This is a genomic window from Mesorhizobium sp. M0626 (assembly GCF_040320665.1).
In the GTDB taxonomy this organism is placed as follows: Bacteria; Pseudomonadota; Alphaproteobacteria; order Rhizobiales; family Rhizobiaceae; genus Mesorhizobium.
Window position 1 is genome coordinate 24,296 of sequence record NZ_JAMYQD010000016.1, and the last position, 19,975, is coordinate 44,270.

The 19,975-nt window shown below is 63.0% G+C and carries 25 protein-coding genes; 14 read left to right on the forward strand and 11 right to left on the reverse strand.

What is annotated here, in order from left to right; all coding sequences use genetic code 11:
- The first annotated feature begins 27 nt into the window (after window positions 1-27).
- Window positions 28-1,263, forward strand: a complete 1,236-nt coding sequence (locus tag NKI37_RS20825; protein ID WP_023682413.1) for an OpgC family protein — start codon at window positions 28-30, stop codon at window positions 1,261-1,263.
- A gap of 15 nt (window positions 1,264-1,278) precedes the next feature.
- Here NKI37_RS20825 and NKI37_RS20830 read toward each other — a convergent pair whose 3' ends face one another.
- Window positions 1,279-2,361, reverse strand: coding sequence for a LacI family DNA-binding transcriptional regulator (locus tag NKI37_RS20830; protein WP_023682412.1), 1,083 nt, complete (start codon window positions 2,359-2,361; stop codon window positions 1,279-1,281).
- 146 nt (window positions 2,362-2,507) lie between these two features.
- On the opposite strand from NKI37_RS20830, the gene NKI37_RS20835 reads away from it, so the two are divergent.
- Together NKI37_RS20835 and NKI37_RS20840 are read left to right on the forward strand one after the other, a co-directional pair.
- A complete protein-coding gene (locus NKI37_RS20835; RefSeq protein ID WP_023673015.1) occupies window positions 2,508-2,651 on the forward strand; it encodes a hypothetical protein in 144 nt (47 codons plus the stop codon).
- Window positions 2,652-2,714: 63 nt separating this feature from the next.
- A complete protein-coding gene (locus NKI37_RS20840; protein WP_023673014.1) occupies window positions 2,715-2,858 on the forward strand; it encodes a hypothetical protein in 144 nt (47 codons plus the stop codon).
- 39 nt (window positions 2,859-2,897) lie between these two features.
- On the opposite strand, the gene NKI37_RS20845 is transcribed toward NKI37_RS20840, so the two are convergent.
- Entirely contained in the window at window positions 2,898-3,275 is a 378-nt protein-coding gene (locus NKI37_RS20845; protein ID WP_352788031.1) for a DUF423 domain-containing protein, read from the reverse strand.
- Window positions 3,276-3,318: 43 nt separating this feature from the next.
- Entirely contained in the window at window positions 3,319-4,584 is a 1,266-nt protein-coding gene (locus NKI37_RS20850) for a multidrug efflux MFS transporter (RefSeq protein WP_352788028.1), read from the reverse strand.
- A 149-nt stretch (window positions 4,585-4,733) separates the two neighbouring features.
- Here NKI37_RS20850 and NKI37_RS20855 point away from each other — a divergent pair, with 149 nt between their 5' ends.
- Together NKI37_RS20855 and NKI37_RS20860 are read left to right on the forward strand one after the other, a co-directional pair.
- Window positions 4,734-5,399 carry a GntR family transcriptional regulator gene (locus NKI37_RS20855; protein ID WP_023689520.1) on the forward strand — a complete coding sequence of 222 codons (666 nt, stop codon included), beginning with the start codon at window positions 4,734-4,736 and terminating at the stop codon, window positions 5,397-5,399.
- A gap of 109 nt (window positions 5,400-5,508) precedes the next feature.
- On the forward strand, window positions 5,509-5,742 hold the full coding sequence (locus NKI37_RS20860; protein ID WP_245259900.1) for a DUF982 domain-containing protein: 234 nt from the start codon (window positions 5,509-5,511) through the stop codon (window positions 5,740-5,742).
- Window positions 5,743-5,814: 72 nt separating this feature from the next.
- Here NKI37_RS20860 and NKI37_RS20865 read toward each other — a convergent pair whose 3' ends face one another.
- Window positions 5,815-5,973 (reverse strand): hypothetical protein, encoded by a 159-nt coding sequence (locus tag NKI37_RS20865; protein ID WP_023673009.1) that lies wholly within the window; start codon window positions 5,971-5,973, stop codon window positions 5,815-5,817.
- Window positions 5,974-6,151: 178 nt separating this feature from the next.
- On the opposite strand from NKI37_RS20865, the gene NKI37_RS20870 reads away from it, so the two are divergent.
- Window positions 6,152-7,123 carry a glycosyl transferase family 90 gene (locus NKI37_RS20870; RefSeq protein WP_023700560.1) on the forward strand — a complete coding sequence of 324 codons (972 nt, stop codon included), beginning with the start codon at window positions 6,152-6,154 and terminating at the stop codon, window positions 7,121-7,123.
- Between the two features lie 20 nt (window positions 7,124-7,143).
- Here NKI37_RS20870 and NKI37_RS20875 read toward each other — a convergent pair whose 3' ends face one another.
- Window positions 7,144-8,187: an aldo/keto reductase gene (locus NKI37_RS20875; protein ID WP_023700559.1), complete on the reverse strand. Its 1,044-nt coding sequence runs from the start codon at window positions 8,185-8,187 to the stop codon at window positions 7,144-7,146.
- Window positions 8,188-8,430: 243 nt separating this feature from the next.
- On the opposite strand from NKI37_RS20875, the gene ppk2 reads away from it, so the two are divergent.
- Window positions 8,431-9,351, forward strand: a complete 921-nt coding sequence (gene ppk2, locus NKI37_RS20880; protein ID WP_023682405.1) for a polyphosphate kinase 2 — start codon at window positions 8,431-8,433, stop codon at window positions 9,349-9,351.
- A gap of 189 nt (window positions 9,352-9,540) precedes the next feature.
- Here the strand turns inward: ppk2 and NKI37_RS20885 are convergent, their stop codons facing one another.
- Complete coding sequence (locus tag NKI37_RS20885; protein ID WP_023697456.1) at window positions 9,541-10,185, reverse strand: dihydrofolate reductase family protein; 645 nt, start codon at window positions 10,183-10,185, stop codon at window positions 9,541-9,543.
- Between the two features lie 110 nt (window positions 10,186-10,295).
- On the reverse strand, window positions 10,296-10,991 hold the full coding sequence (locus tag NKI37_RS20890) for a winged helix-turn-helix transcriptional regulator (protein ID WP_023682403.1): 696 nt from the start codon (window positions 10,989-10,991) through the stop codon (window positions 10,296-10,298).
- A 176-nt stretch (window positions 10,992-11,167) separates the two neighbouring features.
- On the opposite strand from NKI37_RS20890, the gene NKI37_RS20895 reads away from it, so the two are divergent.
- Complete coding sequence (locus NKI37_RS20895; protein WP_023673003.1) at window positions 11,168-11,494, forward strand: DUF1330 domain-containing protein; 327 nt, start codon at window positions 11,168-11,170, stop codon at window positions 11,492-11,494.
- Window positions 11,495-11,634: 140 nt separating this feature from the next.
- Window positions 11,635-12,399: an imm11 family protein gene (locus NKI37_RS20900; protein ID WP_352794552.1), complete on the forward strand. Its 765-nt coding sequence runs from the start codon at window positions 11,635-11,637 to the stop codon at window positions 12,397-12,399.
- A 3-nt stretch (window positions 12,400-12,402) separates the two neighbouring features.
- Here the strand turns inward: NKI37_RS20900 and hemB are convergent, their stop codons facing one another.
- From hemB to NKI37_RS20915, 3 genes are all read right to left on the reverse strand, one after another.
- On the reverse strand, window positions 12,403-13,458 hold the full coding sequence (gene hemB, locus NKI37_RS20905) for a porphobilinogen synthase (RefSeq protein ID WP_023693252.1): 1,056 nt from the start codon (window positions 13,456-13,458) through the stop codon (window positions 12,403-12,405).
- A gap of 88 nt (window positions 13,459-13,546) precedes the next feature.
- Window positions 13,547-13,840 carry a hypothetical protein gene (locus tag NKI37_RS20910; protein ID WP_245260847.1) on the reverse strand — a complete coding sequence of 98 codons (294 nt, stop codon included), beginning with the start codon at window positions 13,838-13,840 and terminating at the stop codon, window positions 13,547-13,549.
- Window positions 13,800-14,051, reverse strand: coding sequence for a pyridoxamine 5'-phosphate oxidase family protein (locus NKI37_RS20915; protein WP_245260846.1), 252 nt, complete (start codon window positions 14,049-14,051; stop codon window positions 13,800-13,802). Before NKI37_RS20915 ends, NKI37_RS20910 begins: the two co-directional genes overlap by 41 nt.
- Window positions 14,052-14,230: 179 nt before the next feature.
- On the opposite strand from NKI37_RS20915, the gene NKI37_RS20920 reads away from it, so the two are divergent.
- The 3 genes from NKI37_RS20920 (at window position 14,231) to ldtR (ending at window position 16,406) form a co-directional block, all read left to right on the forward strand.
- Window positions 14,231-15,268 (forward strand): enoyl-CoA hydratase/isomerase family protein, encoded by a 1,038-nt coding sequence (locus NKI37_RS20920; RefSeq protein ID WP_023734151.1) that lies wholly within the window; start codon window positions 14,231-14,233, stop codon window positions 15,266-15,268.
- Window positions 15,265-15,687, forward strand: coding sequence for a DUF6163 family protein (locus NKI37_RS20925; RefSeq protein WP_023734150.1), 423 nt, complete (start codon window positions 15,265-15,267; stop codon window positions 15,685-15,687). The genes NKI37_RS20920 and NKI37_RS20925 overlap by 4 nt, the downstream gene beginning before the upstream one ends.
- A gap of 203 nt (window positions 15,688-15,890) precedes the next feature.
- A complete protein-coding gene (gene ldtR / locus NKI37_RS20930) occupies window positions 15,891-16,406 on the forward strand; it encodes a transcriptional regulator LdtR (protein WP_023672997.1) in 516 nt (171 codons plus the stop codon).
- On the opposite strand, the gene NKI37_RS20935 is transcribed toward ldtR, so the two are convergent.
- On the reverse strand, window positions 16,407-16,658 hold the full coding sequence (locus tag NKI37_RS20935) for a hypothetical protein (protein ID WP_023711543.1): 252 nt from the start codon (window positions 16,656-16,658) through the stop codon (window positions 16,407-16,409). It abuts the gene before it with no gap.
- A 127-nt stretch (window positions 16,659-16,785) separates the two neighbouring features.
- Between NKI37_RS20935 and NKI37_RS20940 the strand changes: the two genes are divergently transcribed.
- Entirely contained in the window at window positions 16,786-18,039 is a 1,254-nt protein-coding gene (locus NKI37_RS20940) for a L,D-transpeptidase family protein (protein ID WP_023711542.1), read from the forward strand.
- Window positions 18,040-18,222: 183 nt separating this feature from the next.
- Window positions 18,223-19,869: a Na+/H+ antiporter gene (locus tag NKI37_RS20945; protein ID WP_352498384.1), complete on the forward strand. Its 1,647-nt coding sequence runs from the start codon at window positions 18,223-18,225 to the stop codon at window positions 19,867-19,869.
- Window positions 19,870-19,975: the final 106 nt, after the last annotated feature.

Below are 19,975 nucleotides of genomic sequence, written 5' to 3' on the forward strand. Positions count from 1 at the left end.
CTTGCTCTCCTTTGAGGCCTTTTGTCGATGACCCTGCCAGTCCCGCCCGATCGCGCCCCGCCTATCGCCGATCGCGCTCCGCGTATCGCCGATCGCGCTCCGCGTATCCCCGATCGCGACACGCGCATTGACGTGTTCCGTGCGCTCGCACTCCTGACCATCTATATCGACCACGTGCCGGGCACCGTCTTCGAAACGCTGACCTACAAGAATTTCGGATTCTCGGACGCGGCGGAAGCCTTCGTGCTGATTTCCGGCATGTCGGTCGCACTCGCATATGGCACCAAGTTCCAGCCGGGCGGCCGGCTGCTGGCGATGTTGAAGATGTGGCGCCGGGCCGGCGTGCTTTACAGCGCCCACATCGTCACCACCATGGTTGTGATGGCGTTGTTCTGCGCCGCGGCGGTGTTCGGCCGGCGGCCGGAACTGCTCAAGCTGATCAACATCGAGCCGCTGATGAAGAACACGCCGGAGGTCATGATCGGCATTGTCACGCTCGGCCACCAGCTTGGCTACAACAACATCCTGCCGGTCTATGCGGCGCTGCTGTTGATGGCGCCGCTCTTCCTGCTCTTCGTCAGCTACCGGCCGCTGCCGGCGCTGGTCTTTTCCGGCGCGCTGTGGCTCGTCGCCGGCCTCTGGCAGATCGCGCCGCCGAACTATCCCGAGCCCGGCTTCTGGTTCCTCAACCCGCTGTCCTGGCAATTCCTGTTCAACATCGGCCTTGCCGGCATGCTGCATGTCAGGCGCGGCGGCACAATTCCCGTCAATCGTTGGCTGGTGGGCGCCGCGGCGACCTATGTCGCGGCAGCGGCGGTCTGGGTGCACAGCCCGCTCTGGGGCGAGATAACGTGGTTTAACCTGCCCGTGGTGATCGGCGGCTTCGACAAGACGTTCCTGTCGCTGCCGCGGCTCCTGCACATATTGGCGGTGAGCTATCTGATCGTCGCCCTGCCGGCTTTCTCGAACCTGTTCCGTCTCAGCCCGGACCATCCGCTTGCCCTGCTCGGCAAGCGCTCCTTGCCGGTGTTCCTCGCCGGCACGCTGATCGCCATGGCGGCGCAGGTGATGAAGCTGATCAATCCGGGCGGCTTTGCCTATGACGTCTTGCTGATTTCGGCCGGCATCGCCATGCAATTCGCGCTCGCCTTCTATCTTGAGTGGCTGTCCGGCATCGGCTTGGGCAAAAAGCCGGTTCGCAAAGAAGCGCCAGCCGTTCACCAGACCTTCGGCATGCCCGCGATGCCAAGGCTAAGCCGATGATCCCACATCAGCCGCCTAGCTAGCAGGCGAGGGGCCGGACGACCCCCGCACCACAAGATCGACCGGCAGCAATTGCCGGTGCTGCGAGCCGTCATTTTCGAGGATCGCCTTGACGGCCAGCCGGCCCATCTCGGCGATCGGCTGGGCGACAGTGGTTAGTGGCGGCTCGGAGTCGGCGCCTTCCGGCACGCCGTCGAAGCCGACGATTGACACATCGCCCGGCACGGCAATGTTACGCTCGCGCAGCCAGTCGAGCGCATGCAGCGCGATCTTGTCCGACATGGCCAGGATTGCCGTCGGCGTCTGCGGCAGCGCGAAAATATGATCGAGGCCGGCCCGAACGCTCGCCTCGTCATTGAGGGTTTCGTAGATTGGCACTTGCGAGACGTCGATGCCGAAGCGGGAGAGCTCGCCGAAATAGCCACGCAGACGGTCGCGTGTGCCCGAGTAGAGGGATGTCGTCTCGACTTGCTCCTGCGTGACGGGACCAAAGCCAGCGTCGGCAGATTCCAGGGCGAGTACGGCAAAGCTGCGATGGCCGAACTCGGCCAGATGGCGCGCCGCCAGACCCGCGCCGGCGACGTTGTCGACGCCGATCGCAGCGACCGCCTCATTTTCCGAATCGAGATCAAGCGCCACGAAAGGCAGTTTGCGTTCGCGCGCCAGTTCGACCAGCCGCGACCCACCCTCGATGCAGAACACGATGAAGCCGTCGACCAGGGCGCTCTGGATGTTCCAGGCGAGCTGCTCGCTGTTGGCGGCCGAGACCAGCGAAATTCCGGCGCCGGTGGCGTCGCAGGCCTGCGAAATGCTGGCCATCATGACGCGGGCAAAGGGATCGTCGAAGAAATAGGACAATGGTTCCGCCGTTGCCACGCCGATGGCGTTGACCTTGCCGGCGCGCAGCAGCCGGCCCTTGGGATCCGGGCCGGCATAGCCCATCGCTTCCGCCGCCGCCTTGACCCGCTCGCGGACCTCTTCGCGCACGATTTCCGGGCGAGCGAACACGTTGGACGCGGTACCGTGCGAGACCCCGGCCGCCTTGGCGATGTCGGCAAGCCGCACTGGTCTCGTCTTGCCGGAGGTCAATGCCGTCATTTTCGTCTCCTGAACCGGAGCCTGTTTAGCACTTTCGTTGGATCGGTTCAAATTTTCCCTTGATCGGACGGCGGAGAGGGTCTATATTTGAATCGATCCAAGGGATTCACCAAGTATAACTTGGATCGATTCAAGAGGAGGGTGCCGTGCATCCCGTGAATTATCTGTTCGAAGACATCTACGGCAATGATTGGGGCATAGTCTCCGACGCCGCCACCCGCAGGCGCCGCGACAAGGTCGGGCCGTGGAGGCGTGACCTGCAATACCTTGTGAAACGCAAGCGCAGCTGATCGGCCCCGGCATTTTCGTGCCAGCTGATTGGATCGATTCAAGTTCTTGAAGAGGAGACGAACATGCATCCCGTGAAGCATCTGTTCGAAGACATTTATCGCAATTACTGGGGTATCTCGCCTGCCACGGAGCAGCCGGAAAGGCGGCGGCCGACCAAGTCTGCCAAGCGCAACCGCGACCTGCTGCCGCAAAACCGGCAGGATTAAGCCTCGTGTGATATCTGATGGGACAGGGTTCTTGGCTCGTCAGGACCGTTGCCGCACGAGCGCCGAGGCCGCGATCATCAGCAGCCAGCCCGCGATGAGCAAGGTGCCGCCGATCGGCGCCGACATCGGGAACAGCCGCGATCCCACGAAATCCCGTGCCAGCAGATCGCCGCAGAACAGAACAAGCCCGACGAGCAGCACCAGGCTGCCGATCCGCAAGATCCGGTTTGCGCCGGCGAGGCCGACGGCCAAAAACACCGGCGCATGCATGAGCAGGAAGGATGCGGCCGTGCCGACGAAGGCGCCGCCGAGATGCGCTGATGCCGCCGACAGCGCCACGCCCGCCGCGCCGGCAATGCCGCCGGCGAAAACGAGGATGCGCGCGCTGTTTGCTGGTGCTGACTCGGCGATGCTCATGTCTCGGGCTCCGTGATTGACGATAGGCGGCGCGACCTGTCTGTCAGGATTTTTCCGATATCGCCAGCATGTCGCGCGTGCGGCGCGCCTGGGCCAGCCAATTATACGCGGCACCGCCCGCCATCAGCACCGACGTGCCGAGAAACACCGCGCGCATGCCGAAATGGCCGCCGACGAAGCCGCCCAGCAGCGGCCCCGCGACCTGGCCGACATATTGCGCCGAGATTGCCAGGCCCAGCACATTGCCGCCGACCCCATCGGGAACATTGTGGCGGATGACGCTGGTGATGCAGGGCAACAGCCCGCCCAGCACCAGACCCATAAGGAACCGCAGCCCGACCAACTGCCAGCTCTCGGTGACGAAGGCCTGCGGTATCAACAGCAGCGCCGAGACGGCCAGCGATGCGACGATGACGTTCCAGTGGCCGATGCGGTCGGCGAGCTTACCCAGCCGTGACGCCGACAGGATGGCGCCCAGCGCCGCCGCCGACATGACGACACCGGAGACCAGCGTCACCCGGCTTGCGTCCGCGACCAGTTGCTGGACGTAGACGGTGATGATCGGCTCGATCGACATGTTGGCGAAGGTGAACAGCATGCCGGTTGCCAGCATCGCCACGACAGGGCGTTTGTCGGGGATCTGCGCCCAACCGCCCTTTGGTTTCTCCTTGGGTTGTGCCTGCATTGGCGGGCGAGGCATCTCCTTGATCAGGAACGTCGTCGCCAGCGCCGCCAGGAAAATGACGCCGCCCGCGATGAGGAAGGTGGCGCGAATACCGATCAATGGCGGCAGCGCGCCGCCAAGCAACGGGCCGACCAGGGAGCCTGCGGTGATGCCGGCCGACAGCACGCCGAGCGCCCAGCCGGAGCGCTTCTTCGGCGTCTGCATGGCGACAAGGATCGTCGAGCCTGAGGAATAACCGCCGGCAAAGCCGATCAGCAGGCGCAAAAGCACCAATTGCCAGACGGTCTGCACCATGCCGGTCAGCGACATGCAGATCGCCATGCCGAAACTGGCGCGCACCAGCATCACCTTGCGGCCGTAGCGGTCGCCGAGCCGCCCCCACAGCGGTGCGACAAGGGCCGCGGCAAGGAAGGTGGCGCCGAAGGCGATGCCGGACCATTGCACGATCGCCGCGTGGCCCAGGGCGCCCAGCTGTTCGACATAGAGCGGCAGGAACGGCAGCAACAGCGTCATCGCCACAAGCGTGCTGAACGATCCGGCAAAGCACACGAGCAGGTTGCGCCGCCAATGAATGTTGTAGGTGGAAGGCGCTTCGGCGGCCTGCGCTGCACTGTCCTGCGGCATGTCCTGTCCTGTCCGCTTGCTGCGGATACCATTTTGGGATACCAACTTGGTACCTCATGGACGCAAAGCCCGGCTGCTGTCAATCAGGCGCTCTCAATGTGATCGGCAAGACCAACGGGCAAGGCCGATCGCCAGCAATGGAAGCAACTATGTCGCAGATGCAGATCGTCGAAAAAGCGCTTCGCGAGATGATCCTTGGCCTCGAGGTCGGTCCTGGCGAGCGGCTGACGGAGCGCTGGATCGAGAGCCGCTTCGGCGCCTCGCGCACGCCGGTCAGGGCAGCCCTGCTGCGGCTGGAGACGGAAGGGCTGATCTGCCGTGACGGGCGCGGCTGGACCGTGTCGCCGATCAACCTTGCCGAACTGGAACAGATCGCGGTGTACCGCGAAGCGGTCGAGGTCGCGGCGGTCAGGCTGACTTCGGCGCTGGCCGACAGGAGCGCAGCCGATGTCATCGAGGCGATGCTGGACTCCTGCGACACTGCCACGCCGCGCGAGGAATGGCACCGCGTCGGCATGGATTTCCATATCGAACTGGCGCGGCTCTCCGGCAACGAGTTCCTGTTTCGGGCCGTGCGCGATGCCATGACGCGGCTGTCGCGGGCGCGCTGGCTGGAGGTGCGCGACGAGGCGGCCCTTGGCCGCGCCTGGAGCGAGCATCACGCCATTCTGGCGGCGGTGCGGGCCGGCGATGCCGATGCGGCGGCGGCGCGACTTTCCGCCCATATCGCCGGCAGCCGCGCTCGCCTGGTGACGTCGTTGCACAATGACCGGCGCGGCCTGCGCGCCAGGGGTTTTGCCGTCGTCGCCGCTTGATACTGGTCACGAAAACGAAAGAACGCCGTCGCGATCCGCTTTCGGCCTCGCTTCGCGGACGCCGATGGCGTAAGAGGCGCCCATGGAAAACAACCGATTTGAAACACCCGTGACCGTTAAGTCGGGCACGGAGGGAAGCACTCAGCTCTTGCGTACGGTGCGCGAGGCTTCCGATTACCTGCTCAACAGCTGGCCCGGCAAGCGCAGCCCCAAGCACCGCGAAGCGCTGCAGGCCTGCCATGACGCGCTGGCCGGCGACAAGCCGGCGATGATCGCAAGACGCGCCTTCATCGCCGCCGCGCGCGAGGTCAACGTCTTCGTCAGCGACAAGGCCCCGGCCTGATCACATCGGCCTGATCAGACCGGCATTTTGCCAGGATCCGGCCCGTTTCGTGGGCCGGTGATCCTGTCTTGCCTATTTTTCTGTTTCGGTGTCGGTTTTCGAACTTGCCTCGTTCTCAGGCTCGGCGCGCTCCTTGGCCGCGACCTTGGCGGCGAGCTTCTCCGCCTTCTTGGCGGCCTTCTGCCGGTCGCGCTCTTTGCGTTCCTGACCGTAATTCGGTGGTCGAGCCATATCGTTTCCTTTCGCTGTGCCTGATCCTGCCTAGAAGCATTGGCCGGCAAACACAACAGCGCCGCGAGGGCAGATGCCAGCGGTTCTGGACTTGCGTGATGGCGAACACAATGGTTTAGAAAAGGCTGCGGGACAGTTGCTGGAGCCGCCGCCGACCGATTTCGAATCAAAACGACCGATGGCCACGCTTCAAAGAAACGCACAGAAGCTGATCTACTATGCGCGCAACGCCATGCGCGACATCGCGCCGCCGGTTCTTTTCCGGCGCCGGCTCGGCCGGCTGCTCGATCAGGCCAGGCTTTCCGACGCATCGGTCCGCCAGCGGCTCAATTACTACAACACGCTGCGGGAGCCTTTTAGCCCCAGCCCCGAGGCCGTGCCGGTCAGCCGGCTGCCGTCGGACCGCAGCATGTACTATTACGATCTGAAGGAGTTCACCCGTTATTTCGACCCAGATCTGCGCATCGACCTGGAATTCGGCGACGTCATCGAAGTGCCGAAGATGCCGTCGATCGTCAAGGACCGGCCGATAGCCGGCGACAACGGCAACGGCGTCCTGTTCAAGCTGAACAAGTTCCGTCATTTCTACATGCCGGCCGACGATGTCGCCTTCGCCGACAAGCATCCGCTCGTCGTTTGGCGCGGCGAACTCAACAATCCGATCCGCACCTTGTTGCTGGATGCAGCCCGCAATCTGCCGTTCTGCGATGTCGGCACGCCGAGGGCGACAGCACCTGCGGAATACCGCAAGCCCTATCTCAGCATCGATCAGCAGCGCCGCTACCGCTACATCATCTCGCTCGAAGGCAATGATGTCGCGACCAATCTGAAATGGATCATGAGCTCGAACTCGCTCTGCCTGATGCCGCCGCCGACTTACGAGACCTGGTTCGCCGAGGGGCAGCTCGAGCCCGATGTCCATTATGTGCCGCTGGCGCCCGACTTCAGCGATCTGGCCGAGCGGGTGCATCATCTCGAGCAGCATCCGGCCGAGGCCCAGCGCATCGTTGCGGCGGCCAACGCCTATTGCCGCAAATTCGCCGACGAGCGGGCCGAGCAGGCGATCTGCCTGCTCGTGCTCTACAAATATTTCGTGCTCAGCGGCCAGATCGAGCCCGATCCGCAGGTCTGGCGGTTTATCGCGGGCTAGCGGCTTCCGGCGCCCTTAAGTCAGATGACGCTGCGGTCCATAACCAGATCGGCCGGGCCGAAGCGGTCCTTCGCCGTAAACTGCTGGTGCCAGTAGGGATAGAGCACCGGCGGCCGGCTGACGGCATCGAGACGCTGGCGTTCATCAAAGGACAGCGTCAGGCTTGCCGCGGCGAGATTGTCTTTCAGCTGGGCCTCGTTGCGTGCGCCAATCACCAGCGAACTGACGGCCGGCCGGCCAAGCAGCCAGGCCAGCGCCACCTGGGCCGCCGAGACGCCGCGAGTGGCGCCGATGTCGACCAGCACGTCGACGATCCGCCACAGCCGGCCCTCGTCGCGGATCGGCGGTTCCGACCAGCCGCCGATCTGGCGCGCCGTCGGACTGTCGCGGCGGTATTTGCCCGACAGCAGGCCGCCGGCGAGCGGGCTCCACACCAGCACGCCAAGGCCCTGGTCGACCGAAATCGGCAAGAGCTCATACTCGGCCTCGCGTGCTTCCAGCGTGTAGTGGATCTGCTGGGTGACGAAACGCGGCTGGTGCTGGCTGTCGCTGATGCCGAGCGCCTTCATGACCTGCCAGCCGGAATAGTTGGAGCAGCCGACATAGCGGATTTTGCCCTGGGCAACCAGCGTGTCGAGCGCGGAGATGGTTTCCTCGAGCGGCGTCGCGCCGTCCCATTCGTGCAGGAAATAGATGTCGATGACATCGGTCCTGAGGCGCTTCAGGCTCTTCTCGCATTCGCGGATCAGATGATGGCGCGACAGGCCTTCGTCATTGGGGCCCTTGCCGATCCGCATGCGCGCCTTGGAGGCGATCAGCACGTCGTTCTTGCGCTTGCCGCCGAGCGCCTCGCCGATGATCTCTTCCGACAGACCGTTGGAATAGACATTGGCGGTGTCGATGAGATTGATGCCGGCATCGATGCAAGTGTCGATGATGCGCGAGGCCTCCGCGAGATCGGAATTGCCGACGGCGGCGAACGGCCCGCTGCCGCCGAAGGTCATGGTTCCCAAGGTCAGCGCCGAAACTTTCAAGCCGGAACGGCCAAGCGTGCGGTATTCCATGTCAGATCCTCGTAGTTTTGGTGGGGAGGCGGTTTTAGCAGGAAAGGGCGGGGAAGCCCGAAGGGGTCCGCCAATTGTAGGACAATTTGAGCGGCTTGTCGCCATCCCAGGGCGATGGATCGGCAATGCTCGCTGGTTTGCAGTGATGACCGGCTGGCCGGCGGCTTGCAATAAAACCGTCATTGGCGGCCTATATCGAGTCGGCTCAGGGTTTCATGCCAGCCGGCAAGCGGAGCAGTGGAAATGACCGAGTTGAAGCAGAATTCTCCGGCCAGGGATTGGCTGGAAGCCGAACTCGCCGACATGCTCGACGAGGACTATGAGCTTGAAATGTCGGAGCCGGCGCTGTCGCTGGAGATCTCCAAGATCTACAAGAACGCGCATCCGCCGTCGATCGACCGCATGCAGTATTTCCGCGACCTGATCGGCTTGCAGTCGGAACTGATCAAGCTGCAGTCCTGGGTCGCCTACCACAAGAAGAAGCTGGTGGTGGTTTTCGAAGGACGCGATTCCGCCGGCAAGGGCGGCGTCATCAAGCGCATCACCCAGCGCCTCAACCCGCGCATCTGCCGCGTCGTGGCGCTGCCGGCGCCGACCGAGCGCGAAAAATCGCAGTGGTATTTCCAGCGCTACGTGCCGCATCTGCCGGCCGGCGGCGAGATCGTGCTGTTCGACCGCTCCTGGTACAACCGCTCCGGCGTCGAGCGGGTGATGGGCTTTGCCGAACCCGATCAGGTCGAAGAGTTCTTCCGCGACGTGCCGGAGTTCGAGCGCATGCTGGTCCGCTCCGGCGTCACGCTGGTCAAATACTGGTTCTCGATCACCGACGAGGAACAGCAGATGCGCTTCATGATGCGCATCCACGACCCGATGAAGCAGTGGAAGCTGTCGCCGATGGACCTGCAGTCGCGCGTGCGCTGGGAGCAGTACACCAAGGCCAAGGAGGAGACGTTTGCCCGCACCAACATCCCAGAGGCACCGTGGTACATCGTCGAAGGCAACGACAAGAAGCGGGCGCGGCTGAACTGCATCGACCATCTCCTCAAACAGCTGCCCTATGAGGACGTGCCGCACGAAGAAATCACGCTGCCCGAGCGGGTGTTCAACCCGGAGTACGAGCGCCAGGTCCTGCCGCGCGAGCTTTACGTGCCGGAGAAGTATTGAGCACTTTTCCTTCTCCCCGTTTCACGGGGAGAAGGTGCCCGAAGGGCGGATGAGGGGCAGCGCCGGCATCGACGAATTCACAGCCGTCGGACGCTGCTAACCTCCAAAAGCAGCGCTGCCCCTCATTGCCTGCCGGGCATTTCTCCCCGTAGAACGGGGAGAAAGAAGCCTGCGCCTATCACTTCGCCACTACACCCGCTTGATCGTCACATGCGTGGCGAGCGCTGTCGCCACCTGCTCGGTGCACTGGTAACCCAGCTTCAGCATATCCAGCCCGGCAAACAGGCTCTCGCCCCTCCCGAGCAACACCGGCGACACCGCCAGATGCAACTCGTCGATGAGCTTCTCTTGCAGATATTGCCGGATGGTGGAAACGCCGCCGCCGACGCGGACATCCTTGCCGCCGGCCGCGGCCTTTGCTTGTTCGAGCGCGGCGTGGATGCCGCCGGCAACGAAGTGGAAAACGGTGCCGCCTTCCATCACAATGGGGTCGCGCTTGTAGTGGGTCAGCACGAAGGTCGGCACGTGATAGGGCGGGTTGTCGCCCCACCAGCCTTTCCAGCTCTCGTCTGGCCATTCGCCACGGATCGGGCCGAACATGTTGCGGCCGAGGATCCAGGCCCCGACATTGTCGAAGCTGCGGACAGTGAACCGGTCGTCCACATCGGTGGTGCCGCCATCCTTGCCGACCATCTCATGGAAGGTGCGGGTGCCGGTCATCCATTTGTGCAGATATTCGCCACCAACGCCGAGCGGATTTTGCAGGTCCTGGTCAGGACCGGCGCCGAAACCGTCGAGCGACAAGGTGAAGGCATTGACGCGAAGTTTGGACATGGAGACTCCCTTTCGGTGACCAGTTGTGATTTGCAATCAGTATTCAAACTGATTGCATTTTGCAACTAGTATTTTTAGAGGCAAGCCGATCTGTGGAATGCGCAGGGACCTCAAGCCGCCACGCGCTTCGGCATCACCGCAAACGGGCTGAGCCCAAGCCAGATCTGCATCTTGCCGGCGACGTCGAGATCGCCGGTCAGGCTGATCTTGTCGCGTTCCTTGTGAACTGTCGTCAGCCCCATCCAGATCGAGGTCATGGTGCACAGATCGGTCGAGACGTAGAGATCGACGTCGAAGCCCGGATCGTACCAGCAAAGATCGACCTCGCCCTGCTTTTCGACGATCAGCCACCACGATCGTTTTGACGCCGGCAGGTCATGGTACAGGAATTGTATCACGGTGCGCCCGTCCGGCAGCGGACTGGGGTTCAGATTGCGCCGCATGTCCCACATCAGCAGCGACGGATCGAGGTTTTTGAGCGACAGCCTGGCCTCGACCCATTTCTGGCCCCAAAACCCCATCGCCTCGACAACCGGGCGCAAATCCCGGCCCGCCTCGGTCAGCCTGTATTCGAACACGCCCTTCTCGGTCGCGATCTCGGTCCGCTCGACGATGCCGCCGGCCTCGAGGTCCTTGAGCCGTTGCGACAGAAGGGTTGGCGACATTTTCGGCACGCCGCGGCGCAAATCGTTGAAGCGGGTCGATCCCGCCACCAGTTCGCGCAGCAGCACCATGGTCCAGCGTGTGCAGAGCAGCTCGGCGGCCATGGAGAGCGGGCAGAATTGCTTGTAACCGGCTTGTGTCATGTGGTGAGCTCCAAAAGATGTTGCCGGACCTTATTCAGAAAACCTGAGTTCAGCCAGTACAGAAGCTGTACTGGCACCCCCGGTACAGTTCTGTGACTGGAGCGGTCCGGCGCCGCCATGCGAGGCAGCGGTCACGTCACCGGGCAGTCCGGTGCCGATCCATGAGGAGTTGGACAATGACCGCTTACGTGATCGCAGACATCAAGGTGAAGGACGACAAATGGGTGCCGGCCTATGCCGCTTCGGTGCATGACCTCGTCCACAAGCATGGCGGCAAGTATCTCGCCCGCAGCGGCAATGTGAAGACGCTGGAGGGCAAGCCGCTCGACACCAGCCTGATCGCCATCATGGCGTTTCCGTCGGCAAAGGCAGCCGAAGCCTTCACCAACGATCCGCAATACGCTCCGTTTGTGGCGGAGCGCCGGAAGGGCAGCGACAGCCGCTTCCAACTGATCGACGATACCGATCTCGCTGGAACGATCCCTTATTTGCCGAAGGCGTGAGGAAAAGCCGGAACCCGGTGTATCAGGGTTCCGGCTAACCCTTCAGCATTTGCGCCACTTCGGGCGCGAAGCAGGTGGACGGGTACTCTCACGCGATTTAGTCTTGAACTCGAAAGTCGGTAAACTGAGCAGGCGCGCACGTGACCATTATTTCACTCATTGCAAAACTGTTTGCCAACCGGAACCGCCCGCAGAATAGGCCAGCTCAAGTCCCAGAGCGGGTTTTCCGCAAAGAGGCGAAATCCAAGAAACATGGAAAATTCTTCCAGATCGGACCGACATATCGCGGCGGGTCCCATTGTCTTCAGCTGGAAAACGCCCAAGCTTTGGTGCCGCCATCCCGCATACTGCTCGGGCCGACGGAGTTTGGGGGATACGGCTTTCCTGAGTACCCGGAGACGCCCAGGCTACGGCCTGAAGCGACAGACTATTGCAGGCCACCAAAAGACTTAGAAGATTTTCATTGTTACTGGCTTGTATCCGAGCGCCTGAAGGACGTTCTGCAGTCAGTCGACCCCGATGGGGTCGTGTTTAACGACTGCGACGTATTCTATTTGAGCGGAAAGCCGATCGAACCAAAGCACTACCTTTGCGACATCGTTCGCAAGATTGATGCCGTGGATCTCGAATCGTCGAAGTTTAGGCTTTTGATCGGCGAGAATGGAGGCGTCCACTACGACCGCGCCGGAGGCGCCTGCTTCTATTTCAAGGAGGAGATTGTTGGCGATGCGCATATCTTCAAACAGAAGAACATGGGCATTGTCATTTGCACCCCCAAATTGAGAGAAGCCTGTGTTGAAGCAGGCATCAAGAATCCCGACTTGTTCCAAGACATGTCGGTTTACGGGAGCGGTCGGCTGGATTTCGAAACAAGAAATGTCAAAGAGAGTTATGTGCTGGAGTGAAATTTATCCCTTCAGCATCTGCGCCACTTCCGGCGCGAAGTAAGTCAGGATGCCGTCGCAGCCGGCGCGCTTGAAGGCGAGCAGCGATTCCAGCATCGCTTTCTCGCCGTCGATCCAGCCATTGGCAGCCGCCGCCTTGATCATCGAATATTCGCCCGAAACCTGGTAGGCGAAGGTCGGCATCTGGAACTCATCCTTCAACCGCCGGATGATGTCGAGATAGGGCAGACCGGGCTTGACCATCAGCATGTCGGCGCCCTCGGCGATGTCCTGCTCGGCCTCGCGCACCGCTTCGTCGGAATTGGCGTGGTCGAGATAGTAGGTCTTCTTGTCACCCTTGAGCAGGCCGGCGGTGCCGACCGCCTCGCGGTAGGGGCCGTAGAAGGCGGAGGCGAATTTCGTCGCATAGGACATGATCGCCACATCCTGAAAACCATTGGCGTCGAGCGCGTCGCGGATGGCGCCGATGCGGCCGTCCATCATGTCGGACGGCGCGATGATGTCGGCGCCGGCCGCCGCCTGGATGACGGCCGCGGCGGTCACCTGTTCCACCGTCTCGTCATTGACGATGATGCCGTCGCGCAAGATGCCGTCATGGCCGTGCGAGGTGAACGGGTCGAGCGCCGCATCGGTGATGATGCCGATCTCCGGCACCGCGTCCTTGATGGCGCGGGTGGCGCGGTTGATGATGTTTTCCGGGTCGAGGATGTGCGATCCCGTCTGGTCGCGCAGGCTGAGTTCAACATTGGGGAAGGTGGCGATCGCCGGAATGCCGAGCTTAGCGGCCCGCTCGGCCTCCTTGACGGCGAGGTCCAGCGACAGGCGGAAGACGCCGGGCATGGCGGCGATCGGCTCGCGCGTGTTCTTGCCGTCGATCACGAAGATCGGCCAGATCAGATCGTTCACCGTAAGCCGGTTTTCCTGCACCAGGCGGCGCGACCAGTCGGCCTTGCGCATGCGCCGCAAGCGGCGGCTGCCGGTGATCTCGTCGACGCTGCGCGCACCGGCGGGCTTTGCCGGTGCGAATTTGTTGCTCGTCGCGGGGGTGAATTTGTTCATCGCAAAAACTCCGGGTCGGGGCGGCTTTTACCACGAGGCCTTGCCGCTGACCAATGCGACACGATTGTGCCAGTCGATAACGCGCTGCTTACGGCTTCGGCGGCCACGCCAGCTCGGGGCCGGTTTTGAAGAACGACACATTGTTGGTGAAGATGCTCTCCGGGGCGAGCCGGATCAGGCGCCCGTCCGGATGGTCGATGTCGGCCACATTGTCGATGAACCAGCGGTTCCAGGTCGCCTCCGGGCCGAGATATTTGTGCAGCAGCCGTTTGAAGCGGTTCGGCGCCATCGCTTCGATGGTGGCGACGCCGCGCAGGCCGAGATGCAGCAGGATGCCGGCCTCACTGTCGAAATGGACGATCTCCACGGCGCAGCGGGTCACGTTCGAGGTGTTTGACAGCACTTGCCCCGGTCGAGCCGAGCAGCCAGATCGCAGCGTCCTCCCAGATGAACCACATCGGCGCGTTGCGCGGCGCGCCGTCAGCGGTCACGGTCGCCAGATTGGCCATCAGCGGGCGGCTGAGAACATCATCCGGGTCGAACTTTTTCGGCATCTCCCAGCCATGGCTCGGCGCTGCGGTTTCAAGCGTCATGCGTTTGTCCCTGCATCAGAAGAAAGGCTGTTTCGCCGGCAATTCTGCGCGCATTTCTGCCCGGGGCAAAGCACGGTCGCGTTGCATTGCGAAAATCCAAACCGCGCCCGCCGGTTGACGCACCCATGCGCCACCTTTAGCACTTCAGTCCCGCAGGCGCGGGGAGGGATTCTCTGACGATGGACTTTGGCGGCGGCGACGAGATCCGCTTCGAACGGTTGGGCAAGGCAGGCGTCGTCACGCTGACGCGGCCGCAGGCGCTCAATGCGCTGACACATCGCATGATCAAGGCGCTGGACAAGGCGCTCGACGCTTTTGAACGCGATACCGGCGTCGATGTCGTCGTCGTCAAGGCCGAGGGCAGAGCGTTTTGCGCCGGCGGCGACATCATGCACGTCTACGAGGCCCGCGCCGGGAAGCCGCCGGTCGAGTTCTTCGCCGACGAATACCGGCTCAACGCCCGCATCAACAGTTACAAAAAGCCCTATGTCGCGCTGATCGACGGGATCGTGATGGGCGGGGGCGTCGGCATCTCTTTCCACGGCTCGCAGCGCGTGCTGACCGAGAACGCCCAGTTCGCCATGCCCGAAGTCGGCATCGGTTTCTTCCCCGACGTGGGCGGCAGCCATCTGCTGCCCGACCTTGGCGGCAGCTACGGCATGTATCTGGCGCTGACCGGCAACCGCATTCGCTATGGCGATGCGCTGTGGTCGGGCCTGGCCACCCACACCATCAAGGCCGCCGACCAGGCTGCCTTTCTCGACCGGCTTTGCGCCAATGGCGATCCGGAATCGGTGCTGCGCGGCTTCTTCGTGCCGGCCCGGCGCGAAACCGCCCAGCCGGTGCTGGAAGCCATCGCCCGGCATTTTTCCCAACCGTCGCTCGCCGAAATCCTCGAGAGCCTGGAGCGGGCGGCAGGCGCCGACGAGTTTGCCGCCAAGACGCTGGCCACCATCCGCACCCGCTCGCCGACCAGCCTCAATGTCGCGTGGCGCCAGATCAGCGCCGGGCTGACGCTGTCGATGGAAGCCTGCATGAAGATGGAGTTCCGCATCCTCAACCGCATGCTGGCCGGGCACGACTTCTATGAAGGCATCCGCGCCGTCCTCGTCGACAAGGGTTCGACGCCGCAGTGGCGGCCGGCAAGCCTGGCCGAGGTCGACGCTGCTTCGGTGGACGCCTATTTCGCGCCGCTCGAACGGGAGCTCGAACTGTGAGCGAGGTCACGTCGCGGCGCATCGTGCTGCAGCCCTCGGGCGTCGAGATCATCTTCGCCTGGTTCCTGCGCGTCATAGCGGGCTATTGCCTGCTGTTCGGCATCCTGTACTGGATCCGGCTGATCGGTTTTTATCCCGGCCCGCTGTGGCGCTTCGACCTGATGCCGGTGCACTGGCAGGTCGTGGCGGTGATGCTGGCCGTGTTCTTCCCCTTCGCCGCCGCCGGCCTGTGGATGCTGGCGTCGTGGGGCCCGGTGATCTGGTTCATCTGTGCTGTCACCGAGACCATCATGTATGCCGGCTTCCCCGATCTCTACGGCCACCGGCCGCTGATCGTCTTCTCGCATGCCGCGGTCGCGCTGCTCTACATCGCCTTCCGCGTCGTCATCTGGATGCGCAAGCGCCCTGCGCGCGCCTGAAACGCCGCCCCGCAGCCATTGGCTAAATCTTTAGGTTAATTATCCTTGCTCGGGTGACCGTTCGTTAAGCGTCTTGCGAAACCTATTACCGGTAAGCTCTTGTTAGCCCTAGCGTTTAAGTCGAATTTTATGAGTATTCGATAGTGTCGCAATCAAGGTGAAAAACAAAAAATCACCAGGGCGACAAACGAGAGGCAAAGACAATGATCAATTCGCGTCCGGCGGCGAAGACCGCCAACGTATCCGACGATCGCCGCGAGGCTATCCGTTCGCTTTACATGGAATCGCTGCAGCTGGTCGAGCGTCTGCATCGCCGTCTGCTTGACGTGATCAAGGACGAGTTCGACCGCAATGGCCGTTCCGACATCAATGCCATCCAGGCGCTGCTTCTGTTCAACATCGGCAACTCCGAGCTGACCGCCGGCGAGCTGCGCTCGCGTGGCTACTATCTCGGCTCGAATGTCTCCTACAATCTGAAGAAGCTGGTCGATCTCGGCTTCATCAACCACCAGCGCTCGCGCATCGACCGCCGTTCGGTCCGCGTTTCGCTGACGCCGAAGGGCAATGAAGTGGCGGAAGTCGTCGCCGGTCTCTATGAGCGCCATGTCGGCTCGATCGAACAGGTCGGCGGCATCAACAGCGAAGAGTTCAAGCAGATGAACCGCGCGCTGCAGCGCCTCGACCGCTTCTGGAACGACACCATCGCCTACCGGATGTAATCAGCGGGCCATTGAATAGCAGCTGCGCCGGAAGAAGCGCGGCCGGAGGCAAGTCTCAGCCAACAGGCCGGTGCCGAAAAGCACCGGCCTTTTCTTTTTCGAGCCGCCTGCGCTTCCAATTCGGCGCAAAGCCACGTTGCCGCCATATTCGCGGTGGAAGCGAGGGGTGTGGGTATGCGGCGGCGAAAGCTGTTCGCGCGCCTGTAAGGTCGCATCGCCGTCCGCTTTTGACGGCCAGGTGACGCAGGTCATGGTTGGCTAATTGTTAACAGTGCCAACTTTAAAGTGCGGGCGATATCGCCCAACATCGAGCACGTAGCCGAACGCTGCAACAGCCAAACGCTACAAGCCAAACACGACAAGAATGTCTGGAACGTCCATGAGAACCAGCCGCCGCTTTTTCCTTTCTGGAGCCTCCGCGCTCGCCGTCGCCATGGTTGCCAATGCCGCCAGCGCGCAGGATGTCATCGACGATATCCTGAAATCTTCGGCCCGCGGCAATTGGGACGACCAGTTCGACGCCCGCGCCTCGGAAGGCGGCAAGGTCGCCTCGACGCTGCCGATCTTCAGCCTGCAGACGGTCGCCTTCACCGAACAGGCGGTGGCGCAGTATCAGAACATCGTCGCCCAGGGCGGCTGGGGCGAGGTGCCGGCGACCAAGAAGCTGCAGCTTGGCGTCGACGATCCGGACGTGGTGCCGCTGCGCAAGCGGCTGATGATTTCGGGCGACCTGGCGCAGAGCGCCGGCATTTCGACGTCGTTCGATTCCTACGTCGACGCCGCGGTCAAGCGCTTCCAGGCGCGCCATGGCCTGCCGGCCGACGGCGCCATGGGCAAATACACTTATGCGGCGATGAACGTTTCGGCGCAGATCCGCCTCGGTCAGCTGCAGACCAACCTGGAGCGCCTGCGCGAAAAGGCCGGCACGCTGGGCAGCCGTTATGTGCTGGTCGATATCCCGGCGGCACAGATCGAGGCGGTCGAGAACGATCGCGTCGTGCTGCGCCACACCGCAATCGTCGGCAAGATCGACCGCCAGACCCCGGTGGTCAATTCCAAGATCAACGAGATCATCGTCAATCCTTACTGGAACGCGCCGGTCTCGATCGTGCGCAAGGACATCATTCCGCTGATGCGGAAGAACCCCGACTATCTCAAGGACAGCCACATCCGGCTGTTTGCGCCTGATGGCAGCGAAGTCGATCCGATGACTGTCGACTGGTCGACGGATGATGCCGCAAAATACCGCTTCCGCCAGGATCCGGGTTCCGGCAACGCCATGGCCTCGGTGAAGATCAACTTCCCCAGCCCCGACGGCGTCTACATGCACGATACGCCGCAGCAAAGCCTGTTCGGCAAGATGATGCGCTTCGATTCCTCGGGCTGCGTGCGTGTCCAGAACGTGCGCGACCTCGTCACATGGGTCCTGCGCGACACACCCGGCTGGGACCGCCAGCATTTCGAGGCGACCATCAAGACCGGCGAGAACACGCCGGTGCAGGTCGTCAACCCGGTTCCGGTCCACTTCCTCTATGTGTCGGCCTGGTCGACGGGTCCGGGCGTCGTGCAGTTCCGCGACGACGTCTACGCGCTCGATGGCGCCAGCGAACTGCAGATCACCTCTTCGCTCTAAGCGGCTGATCTCCTTCAGGAAAGGCCACCGCAAGGTGGCCTTTTCCGTTCGACATCCCAACAGAAGAAGACTGGTGGCCGCCAGCCATGCAGGCCATGAACACTGCCGGACGTTGCGCCGCAGGCCCATCTGGACGGACTAACGGCAATTGCGCATGGTCCTCAAAACAGCCGGAATCGCGCCATGCAGGTCGCAATCTTCATCCTCGCCGTGCTGGTCTTCGTCGCTCTTTCCGGCGCACTGGTGCGGTTGGTTCGGGTGCCGCTGCCGGTGCTGCAGATTGCCATCGGCGCCGCGCTCGCCTGGCCGGTGAAAGGCATCCATGTCGAGATCGACCCCGAACTCTTCCTGCTGGTGTTCATCCCGCCGCTTTTGTTCGGCGATGCCTATGGAGCGCCCAAACGCGAGCTGATCGCGCTGCGCGGACCGATCCTCGATCTGGCCATCGGGCTGGTCTTCTTTACCATTGTCGGCTTCGGTTATGCCTTGCACTGGTTGGTGCCGAGCATCCCGCTGGTCGTCGCCTTCGCGCTCGCTGCCGTGCTGTCCCCGACCGACGCCGTGGCGGTGTCCTCGATCGTCGACAGAAGCCTGGTGCCGGCGCGGCTGATGCATATTCTGGAAGGCGAGGCGCTGCTCAACGACGCCTCGGGCCTGGTCATGTTCCGCTTCGCCGTCGCCGCCGCCGTGACCGGCAGCTTTTCCTTCGCCGATGCATCGCTGTCCTTCGTCTATGCCGTCGCCATCGGCATCCTGGCCGGCATCGCCGCGTTGTTCATCGCCGCCAGGCTGCTGCAGCTTCTGAATCGCATCGGCGGCGTTCCGGCCGAGGCGCAGGTTCTGGTCATGGTCCTGCTGCCCTTCATTGCCTATCTCGTCGCCGAACATCTGCATGCCTCAGGCATTCTGGCGGCGGTCACCGCCGGGCTTTTGACCGGCGGCTCCGGCGTCTTCCGCTTCCTCGGCGTCTCGGCGCGCATGCAAACGATCTCGCTGTGGACGACCTTGTCCTTCGTCTACAATGGCGCGCTGTTCATCGTGCTCGGCATGCAGCTTCCCGAAATCATTCGCCGCGTGCCGCCCGAACTGACCGGCCATTACCCGATCATCCAGCCGGTCGCGACGGTGATAGCGCTGACGCTGTGCCTGATCGCGCTGCGCTTCCTCTGGATCTGGGTCGGCGATATCGCGGCAGGCCTCAAGGCAAAATGGGGAAAGCGCAAAGCCGAGCCGTTCGGGATGCGTGTGCGGCTTGCCGGCTCGGTGGCGGGCGTGCGCGGCGCGATCACGCTGGCCGGCATCCTGTCGCTGCCGGTTGCCATGCCGGACGGCTCGTCTTTTCCGGCGCGCGACCTGGTCATCTTCCTCGCCGCCGGCGTCATCATCTGTTCGCTCGCCATCGCCAGCGTGGCGCTGCCGAAGATAGCGCACGGACTGGTCGAGCCGGGCGAGGATGGCAGCGCCATCGAGGAGCGTCTCGCCCGCATCGGCGCCGCCAAGGCGGCCATCGCCCGCATCGAAAGCATGGCGGGCGCCAGCGACGACGACCAGGGCGAGGTGCCCGGCGCCAGGCTTGCCGCCGCCGAAAACATCGTCGCCGGCTACCGGCGCCGCATCGCCACCTCGGACGAGGCCGACGACGCCCGGGCGGAGGCCCGCGAAGCCGGGCGGCTGGAGCTCGAAATGCGGCTTGCCGGCATCGAGGCCGAGCGCATCGCCGTGCGCGACATGTTAAGCAGCGGCGCGATCAACGACCATACGGCGCGGGCGCTGTTTACCGAGATCACGCTCACCGAAGCCTTGCTGCAGGGGCGGCAGGAGCGAAAATAGCGGTTCAGGGCCGCTCTGGCGCAATCCGGCCAGCAAATTTCGCGCTGCAAACGTGGCGAGGCGAAAACAACTGTGTTAATGGCGCGGCAATGCATGTCGCCCGGAA

Bases quoted from the DNA above. Each gene is read 5' to 3' on its own strand.
- NKI37_RS20825 (WP_023682413.1), top strand. From the start codon at position 28: ATGACCCTGCCAGTCCCGCCCGATCGCGCCCCGCCTATCGCCGATCGC.
- NKI37_RS20830 (WP_023682412.1), bottom strand. From the start codon at position 2,361: ATGACGGCATTGACCTCCGGCAAGACGAGACCAGTGCGGCTTGCCGAC.
- NKI37_RS20840 (WP_023673014.1), top strand. From the start codon at position 2,715: ATGCATCCCGTGAAGCATCTGTTCGAAGACATTTATCGCAATTACTGG.
- NKI37_RS20845 (WP_352788031.1), bottom strand. From the start codon at position 3,275: ATGAGCATCGCCGAGTCAGCACCAGCAAACAGCGCGCGCATCCTCGTT.
- NKI37_RS20850 (WP_352788028.1), bottom strand. From the start codon at position 4,584: ATGCCGCAGGACAGTGCAGCGCAGGCCGCCGAAGCGCCTTCCACCTAC.
- NKI37_RS20855 (WP_023689520.1), top strand. From the start codon at position 4,734: ATGTCGCAGATGCAGATCGTCGAAAAAGCGCTTCGCGAGATGATCCTT.
- NKI37_RS20865 (WP_023673009.1), bottom strand. From the start codon at position 5,973: ATGGCTCGACCACCGAATTACGGTCAGGAACGCAAAGAGCGCGACCGG.
- NKI37_RS20870 (WP_023700560.1), top strand. From the start codon at position 6,152: ATGGCCACGCTTCAAAGAAACGCACAGAAGCTGATCTACTATGCGCGC.
- NKI37_RS20875 (WP_023700559.1), bottom strand. From the start codon at position 8,187: ATGGAATACCGCACGCTTGGCCGTTCCGGCTTGAAAGTTTCGGCGCTG.
- ppk2 (WP_023682405.1), top strand. From the start codon at position 8,431: ATGACCGAGTTGAAGCAGAATTCTCCGGCCAGGGATTGGCTGGAAGCC.
- NKI37_RS20885 (WP_023697456.1), bottom strand. From the start codon at position 10,185: ATGTCCAAACTTCGCGTCAATGCCTTCACCTTGTCGCTCGACGGTTTC.
- NKI37_RS20890 (WP_023682403.1), bottom strand. From the start codon at position 10,991: ATGACACAAGCCGGTTACAAGCAATTCTGCCCGCTCTCCATGGCCGCC.
- NKI37_RS20895 (WP_023673003.1), top strand. From the start codon at position 11,168: ATGACCGCTTACGTGATCGCAGACATCAAGGTGAAGGACGACAAATGG.
- hemB (WP_023693252.1), bottom strand. From the start codon at position 13,458: ATGAACAAATTCACCCCCGCGACGAGCAACAAATTCGCACCGGCAAAG.
- NKI37_RS20915 (WP_245260846.1), bottom strand. From the start codon at position 14,051: ATGACGCTTGAAACCGCAGCGCCGAGCCATGGCTGGGAGATGCCGAAA.
- NKI37_RS20920 (WP_023734151.1), top strand. From the start codon at position 14,231: ATGGACTTTGGCGGCGGCGACGAGATCCGCTTCGAACGGTTGGGCAAG.
- ldtR (WP_023672997.1), top strand. From the start codon at position 15,891: ATGATCAATTCGCGTCCGGCGGCGAAGACCGCCAACGTATCCGACGAT.
- NKI37_RS20935 (WP_023711543.1), bottom strand. From the start codon at position 16,658: ATGACCTGCGTCACCTGGCCGTCAAAAGCGGACGGCGATGCGACCTTA.
- NKI37_RS20940 (WP_023711542.1), top strand. From the start codon at position 16,786: ATGAGAACCAGCCGCCGCTTTTTCCTTTCTGGAGCCTCCGCGCTCGCC.
- NKI37_RS20945 (WP_352498384.1), top strand. From the start codon at position 18,223: ATGCAGGTCGCAATCTTCATCCTCGCCGTGCTGGTCTTCGTCGCTCTT.